This is a genomic window from Ruminococcus turbiniformis, from assembly GCF_020687545.1.
Classification (GTDB): Bacteria; Bacillota; Clostridia; order Lachnospirales; family Lachnospiraceae; genus Mediterraneibacter; species Mediterraneibacter turbiniformis.
The window spans coordinates 19,217-39,402 of the sequence record NZ_JAJEQX010000002.1 but is presented as its reverse complement, the minus strand read 5'-3'; the positions used below and the strand labels follow the sequence as shown (position 1 = coordinate 39,402).

Genomic DNA, 20,186 nt, shown 5'->3' with positions numbered 1-20,186 from the left:
CCTGCTTATCGTACTCCGCGGTTGAAATGCCCTTCCGTGTACGGGAAAGGAACATCTCCCGGATCTTCCCCGCGGAATGCCTTTTTTATTCGGTTCAGCATACTGAAAACCTGGGAACGGTCTTCCGACACAAACTCTGCCCTCAATGCGGCGGGGAAAAGCATGCGGATCCGCTCCGCCTCCTCTCCGAGATACAGAGGCTCATAATTGTAGAGTATGCTGTAACAGGAATCACACCGGCTCACGGAAGGATACCGGTTCCCGAAGCGGTCCGTCAGAACAGCGGTGTGTCCCTTTTTCCCGGATGTGCAGCGTCCGGTACTGCGAAGAAGGCACTGGGAGGACAGCATGACAGGAACAGGGCCTGACACCGCAAGCTCGCAGTCCGAAAGTCCGAGGGACTCAAGTTCCCGGGCGTTCAGTTCCAGCGGAGCTGTGAACTCTGTCACACCGAGTCGATTCCAGAACGCTTTTGCATACCGGTTAAACACATATAGATTATGGTCCAGAATTACTGTTTTGTCAAATTTCAGTTCTAAAAGCAGCTGAAACTCCTCATAATTTCTGATCAGAACATGATCAAAATTGCCGGATTTAAGCAGCTCTTCTATCGTTCTTCGCACGTCGGAAGAGCCCCGCAGCGCCCCCTGTCTGAAAATATGGGGAAGAGAGAGCCCGAGACGGACTCCCGCCCGGTGAAACGCTGATACGCAGTCAGCCGCGCTTACAGCTTTGGATTCCCGTTCAGCTGCAGAACCGGAGAAGATACTCAGATCCGCATGGACGCGCCCGACAGCACCTCTGTTTTCTTCGGCAAATGAAAGAACTGCCGATAACTGCTCTTCTGTCTGCACGGATACAGAGAGGGGCATGGCGTCACAAGCGGAACTTTCCGTCCTGTCGTCAGATGGCTCTGCTCCACATTCTATTCCACATCCTGTTCCGTATTTTGATCCGCATCCTGTCTGGCGTTCCGTTTCTTCGGGATATCCCTCCGGCCGGGGCCGCTCGTATTTTGCGGCAATTGAGCGCTCCAGCTTCTCCAGAGCATCTCTTCTTAACAGATTTAACTGCCCTACCGGGAGAAAAAGATCGCTCTCCATGTTTATTTCCAGTTTCCGGAAGAAAAATGCAGTGCCGCCGGTTTTTTCGAGCCGGTTTTGCACGGACGCCTCGTCCGCCGGACGGCTCTGGGCCTGCTGTACAGGTTCTTCTGTAAAGGTGTTGCATGTCACGCCGTCGCAGCTTACGGACAGAACTGCCGGGCTTCCCTTTTCGGCGGTAAACATACCGGTGATTCCTCTTCTGAGTCCGGCATCTGTGTACGTTTTCTGAATGCGGTCAATGAGAGAGGCGCTGCGGATTCGCGGAAGAATGGTTCCCGGTTTCAGCCGGGTCTCTCTCTGTACAAGGAAGGAAATTTCATCTCCCGCACCCACACGGCTTCCGGTTGTATAGTTGTCTTTCCCGCCGGTAATCTCAATTACGTCTCCGGGAGACAGCTCGCGCAGCGCCTTTGCACAGACTCTCCTGCCCTTCTGAGACTGTACGGAAAGCGCAGGAACACCGGCGTGGTTCGGCCGGTCAAAGGCCATCATGTCCGGGCCGTTGTGCGTCTTGTAATATCCGGTTGATGAGCCGCCCCGGTTGTACAGATCCATAAGCATGTCCCGGTCCCCGGGAAGCACATGGTACCCTTCTCTTCCGCTTTTCAGAAAGAGATCCGTATATTTCCGGTACATAGCCGTAACAGCCGCCACATACTCCGGTTTTTTCATCCGCCCCTCGATCTTGAAGGAATCCACGCCTGCCTCGATGAGATCAGGGATGATCTCCAGCGTGCAGATATCTTTCGGACTCAGAAAATGTCTTTTCCTGCCGTCCACTGTATAGGGAAGGCGGCACGGTTGGGCGCACTGGCCCCGGTTGCCGCTTCTGCCGCCGATCATGCTGCTTAAAAGGCACTGGCCGGAATAACAGTAGCAGAGAGCGCCGTGTACGAAGCACTCGATCTCAAGATCCGTCTCCCGGCGGATCTGCCGGATCTCCCCGAGGGAAAGCTCCCTTGCCGGCACAACGCGGGTAGCCCCCTGGGATTCCATAAACTTCGCGCCGTACGCTCCCGCAATTGACATCTGCGTGCTCACATGGATGTCAAGACCGGGGAAACAGGTCCGTACCAGTTCAAAGACTCCTGTGTCCTGTACGATCACTGCGTCCAGGCCGCATTCATAGAAAGGAAGGAGCCATTCATAAAGACCGCTGATCTCCGAATCCTTCAGCAGCGTGTTCACGGTGAGATAAAGTCTCCGTCCGTGCAGATGCGCCTCCCTGATGGCTGCGATCAGCTCCTCCTTTGTGAAATTGTCTGCATACGCGCGGGCCCCGAACTGAGAGCCGCCGGCATATACAGCATCCGCGCCTGCGCACAGGGCGGCTTTAAAAGACGCGTACGATCCGGCGGGCGCCAGGATCTCGATCTTTCGGTCTGTCATATAGAATACCTTTTTCTAAAATACCTTTCTCTGTATAATAAATCTTTCTGTAATTATGAATATAAAACTTTTCTGTATAATGAAACAGGCTGTCGGTTAGGACAGCCTTTATTTGTTACCTTCTACGGTTTTTCATCTCTGTTTCGAGCTTCACGATCTGCATCTGGAGATCATTGTTCTCTTCCTTCATCTTGGCCAGCTCTTTCTCCGCGTTTTCCAGTTTGATCTGTGCGGAGATGAGTTCATGTTTTAAGTCGTACATCTCCTTATCCTTCAGCTCGATATCGCTCTCCAGAGAATCTCCCTGCTTTTTCGCTTTGAAATAGTCATCGGCAATGTTCAGGGCGAGAAGTACGTTTCTTGTGTCAGCGCTCTGCTTTCTGTATCCTTCGCTGTTCGCGCACTCCGTTATCTTGTGATTCAGATAGGAAGATACTTTCTGCAGATATTCTTCGCCTTCAAACCCGCTTAAAGTATATACTTTTCCCCCGATCAATACTTCTGTAAAATGTTTTGCTGAACTCATAGTATCCTCCTCGCGTTTCTTACATGATATTATAAACTATTTACCAGCAAAAACCAACAGTTTTTTCATGAATTGCCATTCTCCGGGTTTTTATGAACTGCCGATCCACGGGATTCCGAGATGCCGGTACGCGAACTCGGTCACGACTCTTCCCCGCGGAGTCCGCTGGATAAAGCCGTTTTTTAAAAGATACGGCTCATACACATCCTCGAGTGTCCCCGCATCCTCAGAGATGGCCGCAGCCAGGGTGTCAAGCCCTACGGGACCTCCCTGAAATTTCTCGATCATCGTCAGAAGGATGCTCCGGTCAATGTGATCCAGACCGTACTTGTCCACATCCAGGAGATCCAGCGCGTAATTTGCAACCTCTTTTGTGATTTTTCCGTCATATTTCACCTGGGCAAAATCGCGCACCCGTTTGAGAAGCCTGTTTGCAAGTCTCGGTGTTCCGCGCGATCTGCGGGCAAGTTCAAGGGCGCCCGCCTCCTCGATTTCCACGCCGAGCACATGGGCGGACCGGAGGATTATCGTCATAAGTTCTCTGTCCGTGTAAAACTCCAGCCGGTTTACCACTCCGAAGCGGTCTCTTAAGGGAGCAGTCAGCATTCCCGCCCTTGTTGTGGCTCCGACAAGCGTAAACTTTGGCAGATTCAGACGGATCGACCGTGCTCCCGCGCCTTTGCCGATCATAATGTCGATAGCGTAGTCTTCCATGGCCGGATAGAGAACTTCTTCCACCTGACGGTTCAGCCGGTGGATCTCATCTACAAAGAGCACGTCGTGTTCCTGAAGGCTGTTTAAAATTGCAGCCATCTCGCCCGGCTTTTCGATAGCCGGACCGGACGTCACCTTCATATGGACGCCCATCTCATTTGCAATGATGCCGGCCAGCGTTGTCTTTCCGAGTCCGGGAGGCCCGTAAAACAGCACATGGTCGAGCGCCTCTCCCCGGGCTTTCGCCGCCTCGATATAGATCTTCAGCGTTTCCTTCGCCTTCTCCTGCCCGATATATTCATCCAGATGCTGAGGGCGCAGCTCACCCTCGATCTTGATGTCTTCTTCCAGATTTTCCGTAGTGATAATTCGTTTTCCCATAATAGATTCTGTGTTCCCTTCGTACTTAAAACGCGCAGGCACATCAGAAGAGATACTTCAGTGCCTCTTTCAGTATATCCTCCACCGTTGCGCAGTCCGGTGATGTTTTCTTTACCGCCCGCAGGCTTTCCGCGCTTCCGTAGCCGAGCGCTACGAGCGCCTGCACCGCTTCCGCCTGCATGGAATCCGATGCCGTGTCTTCTTCTCCTGCGCGGTACTCGTCCCCGTGCGCCGCGTGTTCGAGTACATCCTCAACATGTATTTTATCCTTCAGTTCTACGATCAGCTTCTCCGCAGTCTTTTTCCCGATTCCGGGGGCTGCTGAGATCGCCTTTGCGTCCCCTGACATGATGGCAAAACGCAGCTCATCCGGCGTCAGACAGGAAAGAATATTGAGTCCGCCTTTCGGTCCGATACCGCTTACGCCGATCACAAGCCTGAATATTTCCAGATCATCCCTTGTCAGGAAGCCGAAAAGCTGCATGGCATCTTCCTTGACGTTGAGATAGGTGTGGATTTTGACTTCGCTTCCTGTCGGCGGGAGAAGAGACAGCGCCTGCTGCGGCATGAATATGCTGTACCCGACGCCGCCTACATCTACTACTGCCCGCTGTTCGTCTACGGAAGCAAGTTCCCCTCTTATATATGTAATCATATTCCTTTTCCTTTCTGCTGCTGAAATTACCGAATTCAAACATTCCCCAATTAAAATATTCCAAAGTTAAAATATTCGGATTCTTTTGAGCACCTCGGATGCAACGATGCCGATTACGGCCCCGGTCAGCACGCCCGCGATGAGAAGCACCGAAAAATAATAGCCTACCTGATACGTCTCCACAACAAGCATTGCAACGATGAGCTGGCCGACATTATGCGTGATTCCCCCGGCCATACTGACGCCGGTCACGCTGAACAGGTCCCTTTTCGAGAGCGCTGCCATTACGGCGAGACTTAAAATCCCGCCTGCAAGACTGTACAGGATACTGAACAGGTTTCCGAATATAAATCCTGCCAGCACGATTCTCACGACAGAAAGAAGGAGCGCTTCCTTCCATCCTCTCTTATAAAGAACAATAACGATAACCAGGTTTGCAAGACCGAGTTTCACCCCGGGAATGCCGAAATTGATCGGAATCAGAGTCTCCACATAACTGAAAATCAGCGCCAGTGCCGTAAAAACTCCAAAATAAGCCGCTCTGTTTTTCAAAACTGTACCCTCTCCTGTCTCTGATCTCTGTTCGTATAATCCCGCTACTGAACGATTCCGTCAATCTGCTCTTCTTCCGGAGTGTCTGCCCGGCTGTCCTCAACCGATACGACAACTTCGTTTGGAAGACAGATGATGCTCTCTCCGTCCCGGGTAACTGCACGGTGGCTGACACAGATCTGGTCCGGACAGTCCGCCCATTCCATGCGTGCGCTTCCGTTTTCGATTACGAGACGGTTTGTATCGTTGATGCTGACAGTCTGGTCTTCGGAGAGATCGTACGTGCCGTAGAGCTCTCCGTCTACCGTGACGCGGATCTGCGCCGCACTGTCTCCGCTTCTGACAAGCTGAAAGATAAGCAGAACCGCGGCTGCCGCAATTACAGCGGCGCCGAGAATCAAGTCGTTTCGTTTCATGAAAATACCTCAAAAATGTTTCTACGCGCCTGTACACTGTCTGCATATATTTGCATTCTGTATGCACGGCGCTTCAGCATTAAATATCATAGCACACAGACTTTTGGAATGCAATCAGTTGTCATTTTGCCTGTTGTCATTTGGAACGGAAACTTTTATAATGATACAATGACAGCGCACTGTCATTTGCATATTACACGTTTGTATATTACACGATGCAGGGAAAGGATGAACAACACTGAAATCAAAAAAAATCACCGCCATTTTATCCGCAGCCGTACTTCTGGCCGTCTCGGCTTCGGCAGGCGGATGCAGCAGTCCGCGGGAATCGGAATCCCTTCAGATGAGCGGAATGTATTTTGATACAATCGTTCAGATCGAGGCGTGGGGAACGGAGCAGGAAGTGCTGGATCACTGCGATGAAATGTGCGAATATTATGAACAGCTTCTAAGCGCAACGATAGAGACAAGCGAAGTGTCTCAGATCAACAATGCGGCCGGCAGTCCTGTCACGGTCTCCGAAGAGACTGCGGATCTGATCCGCACGGGAATCCGATACGGAGAACTCTCCGGCGGCAAGTTTGACATCACGATCGCCCCTGCCAGCAGCCTCTGGCAGTTCAGGGACAACGAGGAAGGCGTCATGCCTGATCCGGATGAGCTTGCCGAGGCGGTAAGTCATATCGATTACCGCTGCATTCAGGTGGACGGCACTACGGTTACGCTCACTGATCCGGACGCAAAGATTGATCTTGGCGGCATTGCGAAAGGATATATTGCCGACAGGCTGAAAGAATACCTCAAGAGCAAGGGTGTGGAACACGCGCTCATAAATCTGGGCGGAAATATGGTGACTCTCGGCGGACGGTACGACGGATCGGACTTCAACATCGCTCTGCAGAAACCGTTCGCGGAGACGGGAACCGCTCTCGCCACGGTCCGGGTGTCGGACAAGTCTGTTGTCTCCTCCGGAAATTACGAAAGGTTTTTTGAGAAGGACGGCGTGATCTGGCATCACATACTCGACCCGGACACCGGGTACCCGGTGGAAAATGAACTTGATCAGGTCACAATCATATCGGAGAACTCTGTGGATGGCGACGCCCTGAGCACGACCTGTTTCGTTCTGGGACTTGAGGACGGAATGGACCTGATTCAGAGTCTGGACGGAATCGAGGCTGTGTTTGTGACAAGCGATGGGGAGGTCCATCCGAGCAGCGATGATCTGGATCTGACGATTCTGTAACCGGGATGAATACCGCCAGAGTAAAAACGGGGCGTCAGCTCCACAGATAAAAGTCATCTGTGGAGCTGACGCCCCTTCTAAATTTCATTCAATCTCATCCGTTGAATGTCACAGGCTTAAGAATCCTATGACAATTTGATGATCTTTCTCGGGCACTTCTCTGCGCATACGCCGCAGTTTGTACACTTATCCGCATCAATATGGGCAAGGAAGTTGTTTACTGTAATCGCGCCCGCCTCGCAGTTCTTCTCGCAGAGACGGCATCCGATACATCCAACCTGGCATGCCTCCATCAGCGCTTTTCCCTTTTCATTGGAATTACACTGAACGAATGTCTGCTGCTTATACGGGATAAGCTCGATCAGGTGCTTCGGACATGCAGCAACACATTTTCCGCATGCTTTACAAGCCTCTTTGTCTACGACTGCAATGCCGTCCACGATGTGGATTGCATCAAACGGACATGCATCTACACAGGAGCCGTAGCCAAGGCATCCGAATGCACAGCTTTTTGAGCCTCCGTCCTGCATCTGGCTGGCCATAACGCAGTCCTTTACGCCAAAGTATTCATATTCTGTTTTTGCCTTCTCGCAGGTACCAGCGCACTTGACGAAAGCTACTTTTCTCTCCTGGGCTCCCGCTTCAACGCCCATGATCTTGCTGATCTTGTCAGCTACGGGAGCGCCGCCTACAGGACATCCGCCCACTTCAGCCTCTCCGGCCACAATCGCGGCAGCAAGGCCGGAACAGCCCGCATAACCGCATCCACCGCAGTTGTTGCCCGGAAGGACCTCGAGGATGGCCTCTTCTCTCTCATCGACTTCTACAGCGAATTTTTTCCCGGCGATACCGAGGAAAACTCCGATGAAAAGGCCGGTTCCGCCGACGACAACAGCCGCTATAATAATTCCTGTCACACTCATTTCATCTTTCCTCCTATATCAATCCTGAGAATCCGAAAAATGCGATCGCCATCAGTCCGGCTGTCACAAGCACAATCGGTGTTCCGCGGAAGGATTCGGGAACATCATTAAACTCAATTTTCTCACGGATTCCGGCCATAAGAACGATGGATACAAGGAATCCGAAAGCTGTGGCAAAACCGTTTACGACACCGGTCAGAAGACCGTATCCGCTCTCTACGTTTGTCAGAGCAACACCGAGCACCGCGCAGTTTGTCGTGATCAGAGGAAGGTATACGCCCAGCGCATTGTAGAGCGACGGCATAGCCTTCTTTAAAAACATCTCGACGAACTGAACGAGAGCGGCGATGACAAGGATGAATACAATCGTATTCAGGTACTCAAGCTCTCCGCCCATAATGTTCGGATTGCCAAGGATGAACTGATAAATCAGTCCTGTCACAAATGACGCGATCGTAATGACGAACACAACGGCACCGCCCATTCCGGCAGCTGTTTTAACGTTTTTGGACACACCCAGGAACGGACAGATTCCGAGGAACTGGCTGAGTACGACGTTATTTACAAATGCTGAGCCGACTGCAATCAATAATAATTCCTGCATTTATGCCCCCTCCTGTTCTTTCTTATTATTTTTTGCCTCTCCGGAAATCTTCTTATCCGGATCTGCGTCCATATTGAACATATGTCCGCCGCATATCTCGCGGCTTGCGCATGACGCACATCCCTCGCCGCACTCTGCAGCTGCCGGAGCTTTCTGTCCTTTCTTTGCCAGGTTCGCCTTCACCTTATTCTGAAGGGCAACGAGACATGCAAGTACAAGGAATGCTCCCGGCGCAAGAATGAAGATTGTGATCGGTGTATACGCGTCAGGCATGATCTGAACGCCGAAGATCTGTCCGGCGCCGAGAATCTCTCTGACAATACCGATACATGTAAGTCCGACTGTGAATCCGAGCCCCATTCCGATACCGTCGAATACGGACGGGAGAACCGGGTTCTTGGACGCGTAGCTTTCCGCTCTTCCGAGAATGATACAGTTAACCACGATCAGCGGAATGTAGAGACCCAGAGACTCATACAGGCTCGGGACAAATCCTTCCAGAAGGAAGTCAACAATTGTTACGAAAGATGCCACAACTACGATGAACGCCGGCATTCTCACAGAATCCGGAATGATCTTGCGCAGCATGGAAATCAGCATGTTTGACATGACAAGCACGGCTGTCGTCGAGAGTCCCATTCCGATACCGTTCACTGCCGATGTGGTAACCGCAAGAGTCGGACACATACCGAGCATGAGGACAAAGGTCGGGTTTTCTTTCACAAGGCCGTTAAAAAGCCGTTCTGTACACTTATTCATTCACACCGCCTCCTAACTCATTCTGAAAATATACAAGCGCGGAGTCCACGGCATTGACAACCGAGTTTGTTGTGATTGTAGCGCCGCTGATCGCGTCGATCATATCATCGCCCTCTTCGCCGTTCTTCGTATAGGTGAACTTCTCAACCTGTTTATCTTTGAACTGATCTTTAAACTCTGCCTCGTCAGCCTTCATGCCAAGACCGGCTGTCTCTGAGATGGAGAGCATCTCCACACCCTTTACCGTGCCGTCTGCCGCGATACCTACAGAGAGAGAAAGTGTTCCGTCATATGCCTCGCTGGATGTGACGTTGATTACATAGCCCACAGTTTCTCCGCTGTCGTCTGTTCCGATCTGAACATCGGTAATCTCATCGGATGTATAGCCGTTGTCGCTGAGAAGAGATGCGGCGCTTTCTGTATTGAAATCACCATATGCCTCGAAGGAAGAAGCGTCAGGCAGAACCGTGCGGAACGCTTCCTGACGGGTGTTTTCCTGCGCTGCCGCAATCGGTTCTTTTGTAATTCCGTATGCAGCACCAAGAAGAAGTCCTGATACGACAGTGATCGCTGTCAGAATCATTGTATTTTTCACAATATTATTCATTACTTCTCCCCTCCTTTGCCGAATGGTTTTGGAAGTGTGATCTTCTCAATCAGCGGAACTAAAAGGTTACTGATGATGATCGCATAGGAAACGCCTTCCGCAGAGCCGCCGAAGAGACGGAACAGTCCGGTAAGAAGTCCCATACAGATACCATAGATAATCTTTCCGCTGCTTGTGATCGGCGAGGTTACATAGTCTGTAGCCATGAACCATGCACCGAGCATCAGACCGCCTCCGCAGAGATGAGCTGTGATATACTGCGGGTCAAAGCCGTGTCCTCCGAAAATCACGATGAATACGACAAAGGATACGATATAGGATCCCGGAATCCGAAGATCAATCACACCCATCAGAATGAGGAACATTGCGCCAATCATAATGGCGATAACAGAAGTCTCGCCGATCGTTCCGCGGATTGTTCCGACAAGCATGGACATCGTGTCAACTGCCTCTCCGGCTTTTAACTCAGCCAGAGGCGTCGCGCCTGTAACTCCGTCGTAGACAAAATATGTCATCGGACCCGTAAAACTGATCAGAAGGAAGTTTCTGGCAGCCAGAGCCGGGTTCATAAAATTCTGTCCCAGACCGCCAAACAGCTGCTTGACGACAACGATTGCAAATACGGAACCGAGTGCCCCCATCCATACGGGAAGTGTCGGCGGCAGGTTAAGTGCCAGAAGAAGTCCGGTCACTGCAGCACTGCAGTCCCTGATCGTTACCGGTTTGTGCATCAGTTTTTCATATATGTATTCTGCTAAAACCGCCGCAGCCGTCGTCACGACCACAAGAAGCCATGCATTCTCGGAACGGAAATTCCAGATACCGAAGATCGTTGCCGGAAGCAGAGCGATCAGTACCATGAGCATGATGTTGCTTGTCTTGGCTTTGTCACGGATATGCGGCGAAGATGATACGTATAATTTCTCGTTCAATTTCATCTCACCTCTCTCACTTTTTTCTCTTATTCGCAAGCGCGATCTTTCTCATCGCTCCAATCGACTGCTTCAGAGGTCTCTTGGCAGGGCAGACATAACTGCAGGAGCCGCACTCCACACACTCAAGTCCGTTCATTGCGACAAAAGACTCCTCATCATGACGCTGCGCAAAATCCGCGAGGCGGGACGGAATAATCCGGCTCGGACAGACATCCACACATCTCGCACAGTTAATGCATGCCGTCTCCGGGTTTCTGGAAACAACGTCCTCTTTAAATGCCAGGATGGATGAGGAAGTTTTGGTAACAGGAGCATCAGCCGTAACCATGGCAAATCCCATCATGGGACCGCCGGAAATCAGTTTTTCCGGAGTTGCTGTATAGCCGCCTGCAGCTTCGATCAGCTCTGCGTGGCTTGTTCCGAGAAGAACTTTAAAGTTTCCAGGGGAAGCCACTGCGTCGCCGCTTACTGTCACAACCCGTTCCATAAGGGGTTTCCCCTCAACAACAGCGGTGTGGATGCCGATCAGTGTCTCAACGTTGTCCACGATGCAGCCTGCGTCTGCGGGAAGCATGGAAGAATTGATGGCGCGCTTTGTCACTGCATAGATAAGCTGGCGCTCTGCGCCCTGCGGATATTTCGTCATAAGAAGCTTCACATCCATACGCGGCTCATCGGCAGTTGCTTCCATAAGCTTCTGCGCGCAGTCTTTCTTATTGTCCTCCACAGCGAAGTAGCCCTTTGCGTTCGGGAACAGAGAGAGAACAACCCTCATTCCGCTCACCAGCTGCTCTGTGTTTTCAAGCATTCTTCTGTAGTCCGCCGTGATATAAGGCTCACACTCTGCGCAGTTCGCAATAATATACTCGATTTTCTCAGGTTCTTTCGGGGAAAGCTTTACCCGCGTGGGGAATCCCGCTCCACCCATACCGACAATGCCGGCCTTGCCGATTTTTTCGAGAATCTCCTCTTTCGTCATCTCTGCGAGAGGTTTTACAGGTTCGTACTCAACCTCCTGATACTCGCCGTCATTTTCAATGACAATGCACTCTACTTTTGAGCCTGCGGGATTGAAGTGATATTCAAGTCCCTTGACATTACCCGAGACAGAGGCATAGACAGGAGCCGATACAAATCCCCCGGCTTCTGCGATCATCTGCCCTTTGAGGACATGGTCTCCCTTTTTCACAACAGGATTGGCAGGTGCGCCAATGTGCTGGGATAAAGGATATACCAGATCGCCCTTTGGCAGAAGCGGCCTGATTGCCTGATCTTTTGAAAAACGTTTTCCATCATCCGGATGGATTCCGCCTTTGAATGTCAGAAGTCCCATTCTACTCTTCCTTTCTTGCCAGCATGAATAAACAGCAGTCCTGCAACCGCTGTCTCATGCCTTATTTCTTATTTATACTATTGTACTAGAATATATGTTCAAAATCCAGTTTTTTGACTAAAAAAATTGCACATTTATACATACATTCCGTCGAACTTTTAACAATTCGGGACGAAACTTTGGTTATTTTGTATATTTCTGATAAGATTCCACAGGGCAGCACAAAGGATTATGCCCCGGACTTTGTCTCGATGCCCAAACGAAAAAACAGGAGGAAATTCCCCCATTGAGAAATTTCCTCCTGTCTGAATTTTCCAGGTTTTTCTGAAATCTTATTCCTCTGCTGCTTCAGCATCAGAATAGTAAGTCTCATCCTCGTCGTCTCTGTGCTCCGGCTCAAGAACCTTCATGCTGAGACTGATTTTCTTCTCTGCCTCGTTCAGATCTACGATGCGTGCTGTGATCTCCTGTCCGATTGACAGTACGTCAGACGGCTTGTCTACGTGTGCACGTGAGATCTGTGAAACGTGGAGAAGCGCATCCACTCCCGGCGCAAGCTCAACAAATGCGCCAAAGTCTGTCATACGGGCAACTCTTCCTGTAATAATATTTCCAACAGCAAAATCCTCAGCTGCGTTTGCCCACGGATTTGTCTCCGGGAATTTCAGACTGAGTGCAATCTTTGTATCATGGATATCTTTTACAAGAACGTTCAGGTTGTCGCCCACATGGAAAATCTTTTTCGGATTGTCCACACGTCCCCATGACATCTCTGAAATATGCAGAAGGCCGTCTACACCGCCCAGGTCTACAAAAGCTCCAAAATCTGTTACGTTTTTAACAGTACCGTCAATTCTGTCGCCTACCTGAAGTCTTGCAAAAAGCTCTTTCTGTTTCTCTTCGCGCTCTGCCACAAGAAGCTGCCTTCTGTCGCCGATCACACGGTTTCTTCTCGGATTGAATTCGCTGATTACGAACTCGATCTCCTGCCCTTCGTATTTGCCAAGATCTTTCTCGTAAGAATCAGATACAAGGCTGGCGGGAATAAACACCCTCACCTCATCAACAGTAGCACAGATACCGCCGCCCAGGATCTGAGTAACTGTAGCCTTGAGCACTTCCTTGTTCTCATAAGCCTCGCGAAGTCTCTCATTCCCTTTTTCAGCAGCAAGTCTCTTATATGTAAGAAGAACCTGCCCTTCCCCATCGTTTACCTTCAGGACTTTCACTGTCATCGGATCTCCGACTGATACAACTGTCGTCAGATCCAGGGAAGAATCGTTGGAGTATTCGTTTTTTGTAATAATTCCGTCTGCCTTATAACCGATATTCAGGATGATCTCATCAGGCTTTACATCGATTACCGTACCGTCGACTACCTCTCCGTTGTGGATTGTTTTGAATGACTCGTCTAACATCTGTTCAAAAGATAATTCTGACATTATTTTGAACCTCCTCAATTATATTGTTGGGCGTGGATGCCCCTGCTGTAATACCTACTGTTTCCACTGACCCTAATTGATTCAAATCCAAATCGTCAAGTGTCTGAATATAGTACGTATTGTTACATGCCATCCGGCAGATTTCAAATAACTTCTGGGTATTGGAACTATGTTTGTCACCAATCACTATCATAGCATCCACCAATCCCGCAATACGCTGAGCCTCTGTCTGACGCTCTCTGGTCGCATTGCAGATTGTATTTAAAACACTTACATCATAACTCTTTTTCTTGATAATTTCAACTAAATCTTTAAATTTATTGTAATTAAATGTCGTCTGGGATACGATACATATCTTTCTGTTTTTCTCCGGAATAAATTTTTCGGCGTCTTCCGTATTCTGAATGACAGCGGCATCTTTTCCGGCCCATCCGCGAATCCCCTGCACTTCCGGATGGTCAGGATTGCCGATAATCACGATAAAATTTCCCGACGCGCTTTCCTTCTCTACGATATTGTGAATCTTTTTTACAAACGGACAGGTGGCATCCACGATCCGGAGTCCTTTTTCCTCCAGTTTGTCATATACTCTTTTTGCAATGCCGTGGGAACGGATGATGACCGTGCCTTTATCAAGACGGTCGAGTTCATCCTCTGAGCGAAGCACTGCCACGCCTCTGCTCTCCATATCCCGGACAACTTCCTCATTGTGTATGATCGGTCCAAGTGTGTAAATCGGACCGCCGCAGTTTTCAACCTGTTCGTATACTGTGTCAACGGCTCGTTTTACCCCGAAACAGAATCCGGCCGTTTCCGCTCTTATTATTTCCATTGTTTTCTCCCTTTATTTTCCGTATTTCCGCAGGCGGCGAACCGGACGGTTATCTGCACAGTCTGCAGATTTCTGCCGTAACTTCCGGAATGGTCATGTCGGAACTGTCGATCAGGACAGCATCCTCCGCCTGCTTAAGCGGGGCGATGTCGCGGTTCATATCGCGCTCATCTCTCTCCCTGATATCCCGTTCGATCTCCTTTAAATCACAGGCCACCCCTTTTTCCTGAAGCTCATCAAACCTTCTCTTTGCGCGCGTCTGCACGCTGGCGGTAAGGTATACTTTCACATCTGCGTCCGGAAGAATATTGGTGCCGATGTCTCTTCCGTCCATCACCACATCGTGGCTGCGTGCAAGGGAACGCTGAAGTTCCAGAAGTTTCTCACGGACTTCTGGGATCGCGGATGTCCTGGAGGCCATATTTCCGACTTCTTCGCCGCGGATTAAATCTGTGATATTGCCGCCGTTTAAATAAACCTGCTGCGCACCGTTTTCATAGCCGATCGTCACTTCCGCATCGGCGCAGGCGTCCGCAACCGCACTGCGGTCGTCCGCATTGATCCCTTTTCTCAGGAAATGCACGGCCAGTCCTCTGTACATTGCCCCGGTATCCACATAGATATAGCCTTTCTCCTTAGCCACAAGTTTCGCGATGGTGCTCTTTCCGGCTCCTGCCGGCCCGTCGATTGCGACGTTATATCCCATTGTCTGATTCCTCCCTGATGTGTTTGAATAGTATTGTAAAGTGATATTTTATCCGACCAGATCATTATACCCTGTTCCGTTCTGTTTGACTATTCATTCTTTTTCGCGACCACGAGAACGCCGGCGAGGAGAATCAGCGCAAGAATGAGAGCCAGAGAATTCATGAAAGTCTCCCACGCGGAAAAGCCGGCTGTCAGTACAGTGAAGATGCATACAAGCGGATAAAACACGGCTGCGGCCGCACACCAGATCCGGAAAAAGCGGCACAGCCGCGGCCAGTTATTGTTGTTGAACCCGATTCCTGCCAGATTGATGCGCACCGGTCCCTGCTGGACAAAGGAGATCTTCTCCTGATCATAAAAAGCGGGAAGAAGTTCTTTCGCGCCGATGCAGAACCAGCCGCTGAAAAGAAGGAACAGAAGCGAAAACAGAATCACATTCTGCCGCATGTCTTCTATGGAAATTCCCATCCCGTACAGAATCCCGATCTCTGCGAGCGTGATCAGAAGTGCCGCTGCGAAAAACAGGATCCGTTTTTTCTTTGCCGCTCGAAGCTCCTCATGAATGACGTTATTGCCTGTCTCGCTGTCCGGTCCGGTCTGATTGCTGCCGGTGATTTTCTCCCCCGTAAGCAGTTCCTGTGCCGTTACACCGAGTGTCTCTGCAAGGGGAATGATAAGCGCGGTCTGGGGCAGGCTTGCCCCTCGCTCCCATTTGCTTACAGTCTTATCCGAGACATAAAGCTTTTTGCCGAGTTCTCTCTGGGTCATTCCTTTTTCGCTGCGGAGTTCCAAGAGAAACCTGCCGAATTTTTCGTTGTTGATCTGTTCCATATTGTAATTCCTCCTGAGTATATTATGACTGCAGCCAGTCTGCCGATATTTTACAGCCTTCGCAGTATCCTTTCAATCTCCTGTCAGTAGAGCCGCCGCCAAAGCCCTCAGCAGAGCATAGCAGGACGGCTTTATAAGCCCCGGAGTTTTGGCGGGCAGCCTGTATCAGACTTACAGACTTAAGGCTCCGGCGTTCATTCCCGCAAGATGACCTGTTGACCAGGCAATCTGGAGATTGTATCCACCGGTGACCGCGTCCAGATCCAGAACTTCTCCTGCAAAGAACAGTCCTTTCACCAGTCTGGACTCCATCGTTCCGGGATCGATCTCCCGGACGGACACCCCGCCTCTCGTAATGATTGCCTCACTGTACCCTCTCAGACCGGTCAGCGTCATCGGGAAATCCCGGATCAGACGAATAAACCGGTGACGTTCTTCCCTGGTGATCTCATTTACCTTTTTCTCAGGGGGGATCTCTGAGAGCGCAACAATCACCGGGCGGAGCTTTGCAGGGAAGAGACTGTCCACAGAGTTTTTAAACTGCCGGTTCTGATTTTCCTCAAATTCCCGGAGCACTCTCCTGTCAAGCTGTTCTTCTGTGAGCGCAGGCTTTAAGTTAATATGGAGCGTCAGCTCACGCTCTTTCAGTTTTTTCCCGACCACACTGCTGGCGCTTAAAATTACAGGTCCGGTTACGCCGTAATGTGTGAAAAGCATTTCTCCGAAATCTTCGTACAGTTTTTTCTTCCCATCTGTGATGCAGATTTCCACATTACGAAGGGAAAGGCCCATCAGCTCTCCCGTATAGTCCTCTTTTACTTCCATCGGCACAAGGGCAGGGGAAAGATCCGAGATATGATGCCCGCATTCCTTTGCAAAACGGTACCCGTCCCCGGTTGAGCCGGTGGACGGATAAGAGATCCCGCCGGTAGCGACGATAACCGCATCACCGCGGATCTTCCGGCCTCCCGAGACCACAATCCCTTTCACCTCATCGTCCCGTACGGAAAGTCCGCACACTTCACTGTTCAGGAAGACACGCACATTCAGCCGCTTCATCTCCCGCTCCAGAGCGCGGATGACATCGGATGAATGATCGGAGAGAGGAAAGACTCTCCCGCCCCGCTCTACTTTCGTTTTTACTCCGAGATCCTCAAAGAACTCTACCGTCTGTTCGTTTGTAAAACTGTAAAACGCACTGTAGAGAAACTTGGGGTTGGAGATCACTGCAGGGAAAAGGTCTTCCACTTCCGCATTGTTAGTAATATTGCATCGCCCTTTTCCTGTGATAAAAAGCTTCTTTCCGAGTTTTTCATTTTTCTCAAAAAGAGTGACGCGGTTTCCGCACTGCGCTGCCGCCACGGCCGCCATCATTCCGGAAGCTCCGCCGCCGACAATCAGTATTTCAGCCATTTTCCAAATCATCCTTTCTCTGGGAGTTTGAATCGAGCCCGCGGGAAAAAGAGGTAGCGACTGGATTGAGTTCGTCGCTGCTGTACACCTGATATTCCCCCCATATCTTTTCCAGTGTCTCCAGGGTGGATACGACCTCCTTCTGCTTTTTCATGCAGAGGGCGACAATCAGCGCATTGATTACGCTCAATGGCGCCACAAGAGAATCCACGATGGAAGCAATGTCGCTGCGCGCAATCAGATTGCAGGAAGAATAAAGGTTCATTGGCGAGTGGACGCTGTCGGTCAGTGTAATTACCTTTGCCTTCCGGCTGCTGGCAAATTCCAGTGCCTTTAAAGTCCGCATGGAATAGCGTGGAAAGCTGATCCCTATGATGACGTCGTCCTCGCCGATCCGCATCAGCTGCTCAAACACCTCACTGGAACTGTTTGTGATCACGGAATTGACATTATCACATACCAGATTCAGATAAAAGGTCAGGAAAGAAGCCAGCGGTGCGCAGCTGCGTATGCCGATTACATAAATTTTGCGGGCGTTCATGATCGTGTCAATGGCGAGATCAAACGCCCTGTGATCAATCACGGCCACGGTCTCTTTGATCTTTTCGATATCGGAGTGGAGAACATTATCCAGTATTTCACTCTGGCTGATTCTGCCGTATGTGACTTCCATACGCTGAATCGAATTCAGTCTGTTCCGCACCAGTTCTTCCAGCGCTTTCTGAAAGCCGGGATAGCCCTTATAGCCGAGCTGGATAGCAAAACGCACGACCGTAGATTCGCTGACGCCTACGGTCTCGCCGAGTTTTGCCGCTGTAAGAAAGACAGCTTTGTCATAGTTGCTCCGGACATAGTCCGCAAGGCGCCGCTGTCCCTTGCTCATTTTCTTATATTTTTCTTCGATCCTCAGAATCAGATCATTTGTTGTTGTTTCAGATGTTTCCATAATTGACGATTTTTCATCCTTACTTTTTCTTTTGCCGCCCCGTTCTTCTTTCATACGGGACGGGTATACTCTTTCAGCCATGCACATTCCTCTTCCGTGAGAAGCGGTGAGATCTTTTCGTATACCTGTGCGTGGTAGCGGTTCAGCATTTCGCGCTCTGTTTCTGCCATCTGTTCCGGGAGAACCGCATCCAGATCAACCGGCACGAAAGTAAGCGGCTCAAAATGCATAAAACGGCCGTATTCGTTCGTCTCATCCTCGCACACAAGGAGCTCGTTTTCTGTACGGATGCCGTGGCTTCCGGCAATATAGATTCCGGGTTCGTCCGTAATCACCATGTTCTTTTCCAGGACAGCCGCAGGGAATTTTCCCTCTTTCCAGCGGAAATTGATGGGCGCCTCATGGATGTTCATCAGATAGCCCACGCCGTGGCCGGTTCCGTGATTAAAGTTTACTCTCTTTTCCCAGAACACTTCCCGGGCGATACAGTCAAGGGAAGCCCCTGTGCAGCCGTACAGAAATACGGTGTTCATCAGGCGGAGCATCGCACGGAGAACAAGCGTAAAGTCCTCTTTCTCCCGCATCGGGATTTCACCTAAGGCAACCGTTCTTGTAATATCTGTGGAGCCTTCCATATAGTGTCCGCCGGTGTCTGTGAGAAGCATTTTCCCCGGACGAAGTACTGCGTTGCTCTTCTGGTCCGCGCTGTAATGGACAATCGCGCCGTGTTCAGCATAGGCGCTGATAGGCGCAAAGCTCGGTCCGAGATAGCCTTCCTGCTCCGCGCGGAACTGCTCGAGGCGGTCTGACGCAGAGATTTCCGTGATCTCAGTTTTCCCGATATTTTCCTTCAGCCAGCGCATGAAACGGATATGCGCGGCAGCGTCTTTGAGATGTGCGTTCCGGATATTGGCGGCTTCCACATCGTTTTTCGTACTCTTCATAAGAACTTCCGGATTTTCCCGCTCCACGATCTCCACGTTCTCTGGAATGCTCTGCAGCAGCGTATAATTGACTCTCTCGGGATCGAGAAGAATCCGCTGCCCTCCCGAAAGAGCGTTGAGCGCCTCCCCGATCTCGCCGTATGGGCGGAGGAAAATACGGTTTTTCTCAAAAAGTTCTCTGATTTCGCTTCCGAATTTGTCTGCGTCGGTAAAGAGTACTGCGCTGTCCTGATTCAGTATGAGATATGCCAGCACGAGGGGACAGTAAGCGATATCCCCGCCCCGGATATTGAGCAGCCAGGCGATATCGTCCAGGCTGGAAAGGAGGTGAATATCGGCATGATACTCTCTCATCTTCTCTCTGACGCGGGAAAGCTTCTGCGCCGTGCTCTCTCCACTGTATTTCTCATCCAGTAGAAACGCTTTCGCATCGGGAAGCCGGGGACGGTCTGACCAGATCCTGTCAATCAGACTGCACTGATACCTGACGTGTCCGTTTTTCTTTCCGGCAATACGCTCCCAGTTTCTCCCGTCTGTAATGCCGATGGTTCTTCCGTCGAATCCGATCACGCCGCCGTCAGGGAGAGTTTTCTCCGCAAATGCTTCGAGTGTATCCACGCCCGGTTCTCCCATTCTGAAAAGTTCGATTCCGCTTCCTTCAAGCTGCTGCTCTGCCTGAAGAAAGTACCGGCCGTCCGTCCACAGGCCGGCCCTGGCGGAAGTGACTGCAACCGTTCCTGCCGAACCGGTAAATCCGCTGATAAACTGGCGTTCCCTGAAGTATTCTCCCACGTATTCGCTCTGATGATAATCCGTCGACGGGATCAGATACAGATCTATGCCTTCCTTTTTCATTTCACCGCGCAGTGCGGCGATCCTTTCCGGAATATTCATATTTTATCGATCCTCCTGCAAAATACAAAA

Annotated in this window: 20 protein-coding genes; 1 reads left to right on the top strand and 19 read right to left on the bottom strand. The window is 50.6% G+C overall.

Annotated elements, in window-relative coordinates:
* Positions 1-5: 5 nt before the first annotated feature.
* The 6 genes from LKD70_RS01390 to LKD70_RS01365 all read right to left on the bottom strand — a co-directional run bounded on the left by LKD70_RS01390 (position 6) and on the right by LKD70_RS01365 (position 5,739).
* Positions 6-2,495 carry a peptidase U32 family protein gene (locus LKD70_RS01390; protein ID WP_227706270.1) on the bottom strand — a complete coding sequence of 830 codons (2,490 nt, stop codon included), beginning with the start codon at positions 2,493-2,495 and terminating at the stop codon, positions 6-8.
* A gap of 115 nt (positions 2,496-2,610) precedes the next feature.
* Positions 2,611-3,021, bottom strand: a complete 411-nt coding sequence (gene zapA / locus LKD70_RS01385) for a cell division protein ZapA (RefSeq protein ID WP_087177084.1) — start codon at positions 3,019-3,021, stop codon at positions 2,611-2,613.
* 90 nt (positions 3,022-3,111) lie between these two features.
* On the bottom strand, positions 3,112-4,116 hold the full coding sequence (gene ruvB / locus LKD70_RS01380) for a Holliday junction branch migration DNA helicase RuvB (RefSeq protein WP_227706269.1): 1,005 nt from the start codon (positions 4,114-4,116) through the stop codon (positions 3,112-3,114).
* Positions 4,117-4,159: 43 nt separating this feature from the next.
* Positions 4,160-4,771 carry a Holliday junction branch migration protein RuvA gene (ruvA, locus tag LKD70_RS01375; RefSeq protein WP_227706268.1) on the bottom strand — a complete coding sequence of 204 codons (612 nt, stop codon included), beginning with the start codon at positions 4,769-4,771 and terminating at the stop codon, positions 4,160-4,162.
* 66 nt (positions 4,772-4,837) lie between these two features.
* On the bottom strand, positions 4,838-5,323 hold the full coding sequence (locus LKD70_RS01370) for a Gx transporter family protein (RefSeq protein WP_227706267.1): 486 nt from the start codon (positions 5,321-5,323) through the stop codon (positions 4,838-4,840).
* Positions 5,324-5,367: 44 nt separating this feature from the next.
* Positions 5,368-5,739: a NusG domain II-containing protein gene (locus tag LKD70_RS01365; protein ID WP_227706266.1), complete on the bottom strand. Its 372-nt coding sequence runs from the start codon at positions 5,737-5,739 to the stop codon at positions 5,368-5,370.
* A 343-nt stretch (positions 5,740-6,082) separates the two neighbouring features.
* Here LKD70_RS01365 and LKD70_RS01360 point away from each other — a divergent pair, with 343 nt between their 5' ends.
* Positions 6,083-6,985, top strand: coding sequence for an FAD:protein FMN transferase (locus LKD70_RS01360; RefSeq protein WP_320442573.1), 903 nt, complete (start codon positions 6,083-6,085; stop codon positions 6,983-6,985).
* Positions 6,986-7,110: 125 nt separating this feature from the next.
* On the opposite strand, the gene LKD70_RS01355 is transcribed toward LKD70_RS01360, so the two are convergent.
* The 13 genes from LKD70_RS01355 to LKD70_RS01295 all read right to left on the bottom strand — a co-directional run bounded on the left by LKD70_RS01355 (position 7,111) and on the right by LKD70_RS01295 (position 20,156).
* Positions 7,111-7,908, bottom strand: a complete 798-nt coding sequence (locus tag LKD70_RS01355; RefSeq protein WP_227706265.1) for an RnfABCDGE type electron transport complex subunit B — start codon at positions 7,906-7,908, stop codon at positions 7,111-7,113.
* A gap of 13 nt (positions 7,909-7,921) precedes the next feature.
* Entirely contained in the window at positions 7,922-8,512 is a 591-nt protein-coding gene (locus LKD70_RS01350) for an electron transport complex protein RnfA (RefSeq protein WP_227706264.1), read from the bottom strand.
* Positions 8,513-9,271: an electron transport complex subunit RsxE gene (gene rsxE / locus LKD70_RS01345; protein ID WP_227706263.1), complete on the bottom strand. Its 759-nt coding sequence runs from the start codon at positions 9,269-9,271 to the stop codon at positions 8,513-8,515.
* A complete protein-coding gene (locus LKD70_RS01340; RefSeq protein WP_227706262.1) occupies positions 9,264-9,878 on the bottom strand; it encodes an RnfABCDGE type electron transport complex subunit G in 615 nt (204 codons plus the stop codon). Before LKD70_RS01340 ends, rsxE begins: the two co-directional genes overlap by 8 nt.
* Positions 9,878-10,810, bottom strand: coding sequence for an RnfABCDGE type electron transport complex subunit D (locus tag LKD70_RS01335; RefSeq protein ID WP_227706261.1), 933 nt, complete (start codon positions 10,808-10,810; stop codon positions 9,878-9,880). Before LKD70_RS01335 ends, LKD70_RS01340 begins: the two co-directional genes overlap by 1 nt.
* 16 nt (positions 10,811-10,826) lie before the next feature.
* Positions 10,827-12,146 carry an electron transport complex subunit RsxC gene (rsxC, locus tag LKD70_RS01330; protein ID WP_227706260.1) on the bottom strand — a complete coding sequence of 440 codons (1,320 nt, stop codon included), beginning with the start codon at positions 12,144-12,146 and terminating at the stop codon, positions 10,827-10,829.
* A 332-nt stretch (positions 12,147-12,478) separates the two neighbouring features.
* Positions 12,479-13,588 carry a 30S ribosomal protein S1 gene (gene rpsA / locus LKD70_RS01325; protein WP_227706259.1) on the bottom strand — a complete coding sequence of 370 codons (1,110 nt, stop codon included), beginning with the start codon at positions 13,586-13,588 and terminating at the stop codon, positions 12,479-12,481.
* Complete coding sequence (ispH, locus tag LKD70_RS01320; protein WP_227706258.1) at positions 13,569-14,420, bottom strand: 4-hydroxy-3-methylbut-2-enyl diphosphate reductase; 852 nt, start codon at positions 14,418-14,420, stop codon at positions 13,569-13,571. The genes rpsA and ispH overlap by 20 nt, the downstream gene beginning before the upstream one ends.
* Before the next feature lie 49 nt (positions 14,421-14,469).
* Entirely contained in the window at positions 14,470-15,126 is a 657-nt protein-coding gene (cmk, locus tag LKD70_RS01315; protein ID WP_227706257.1) for a (d)CMP kinase, read from the bottom strand.
* Between the two features lie 89 nt (positions 15,127-15,215).
* Positions 15,216-15,959 carry a helix-turn-helix domain-containing protein gene (locus LKD70_RS01310; protein ID WP_227706256.1) on the bottom strand — a complete coding sequence of 248 codons (744 nt, stop codon included), beginning with the start codon at positions 15,957-15,959 and terminating at the stop codon, positions 15,216-15,218.
* Positions 15,960-16,130: 171 nt separating this feature from the next.
* Entirely contained in the window at positions 16,131-17,372 is a 1,242-nt protein-coding gene (locus tag LKD70_RS01305) for a BaiN/RdsA family NAD(P)/FAD-dependent oxidoreductase (RefSeq protein ID WP_227706255.1), read from the bottom strand.
* Complete coding sequence (locus tag LKD70_RS01300) at positions 17,365-18,318, bottom strand: MurR/RpiR family transcriptional regulator (protein WP_227706419.1); 954 nt, start codon at positions 18,316-18,318, stop codon at positions 17,365-17,367. Before LKD70_RS01300 ends, LKD70_RS01305 begins: the two co-directional genes overlap by 8 nt.
* 50 nt (positions 18,319-18,368) lie before the next feature.
* The gene (locus LKD70_RS01295) at positions 18,369-20,156 is read right to left on the bottom strand and encodes an aminopeptidase P family protein (RefSeq protein WP_227706254.1); all 1,788 of its coding nucleotides are present in this window, start codon (positions 20,154-20,156) and stop codon (positions 18,369-18,371) included.
* Positions 20,157-20,186 lie beyond the last annotated feature (30 nt).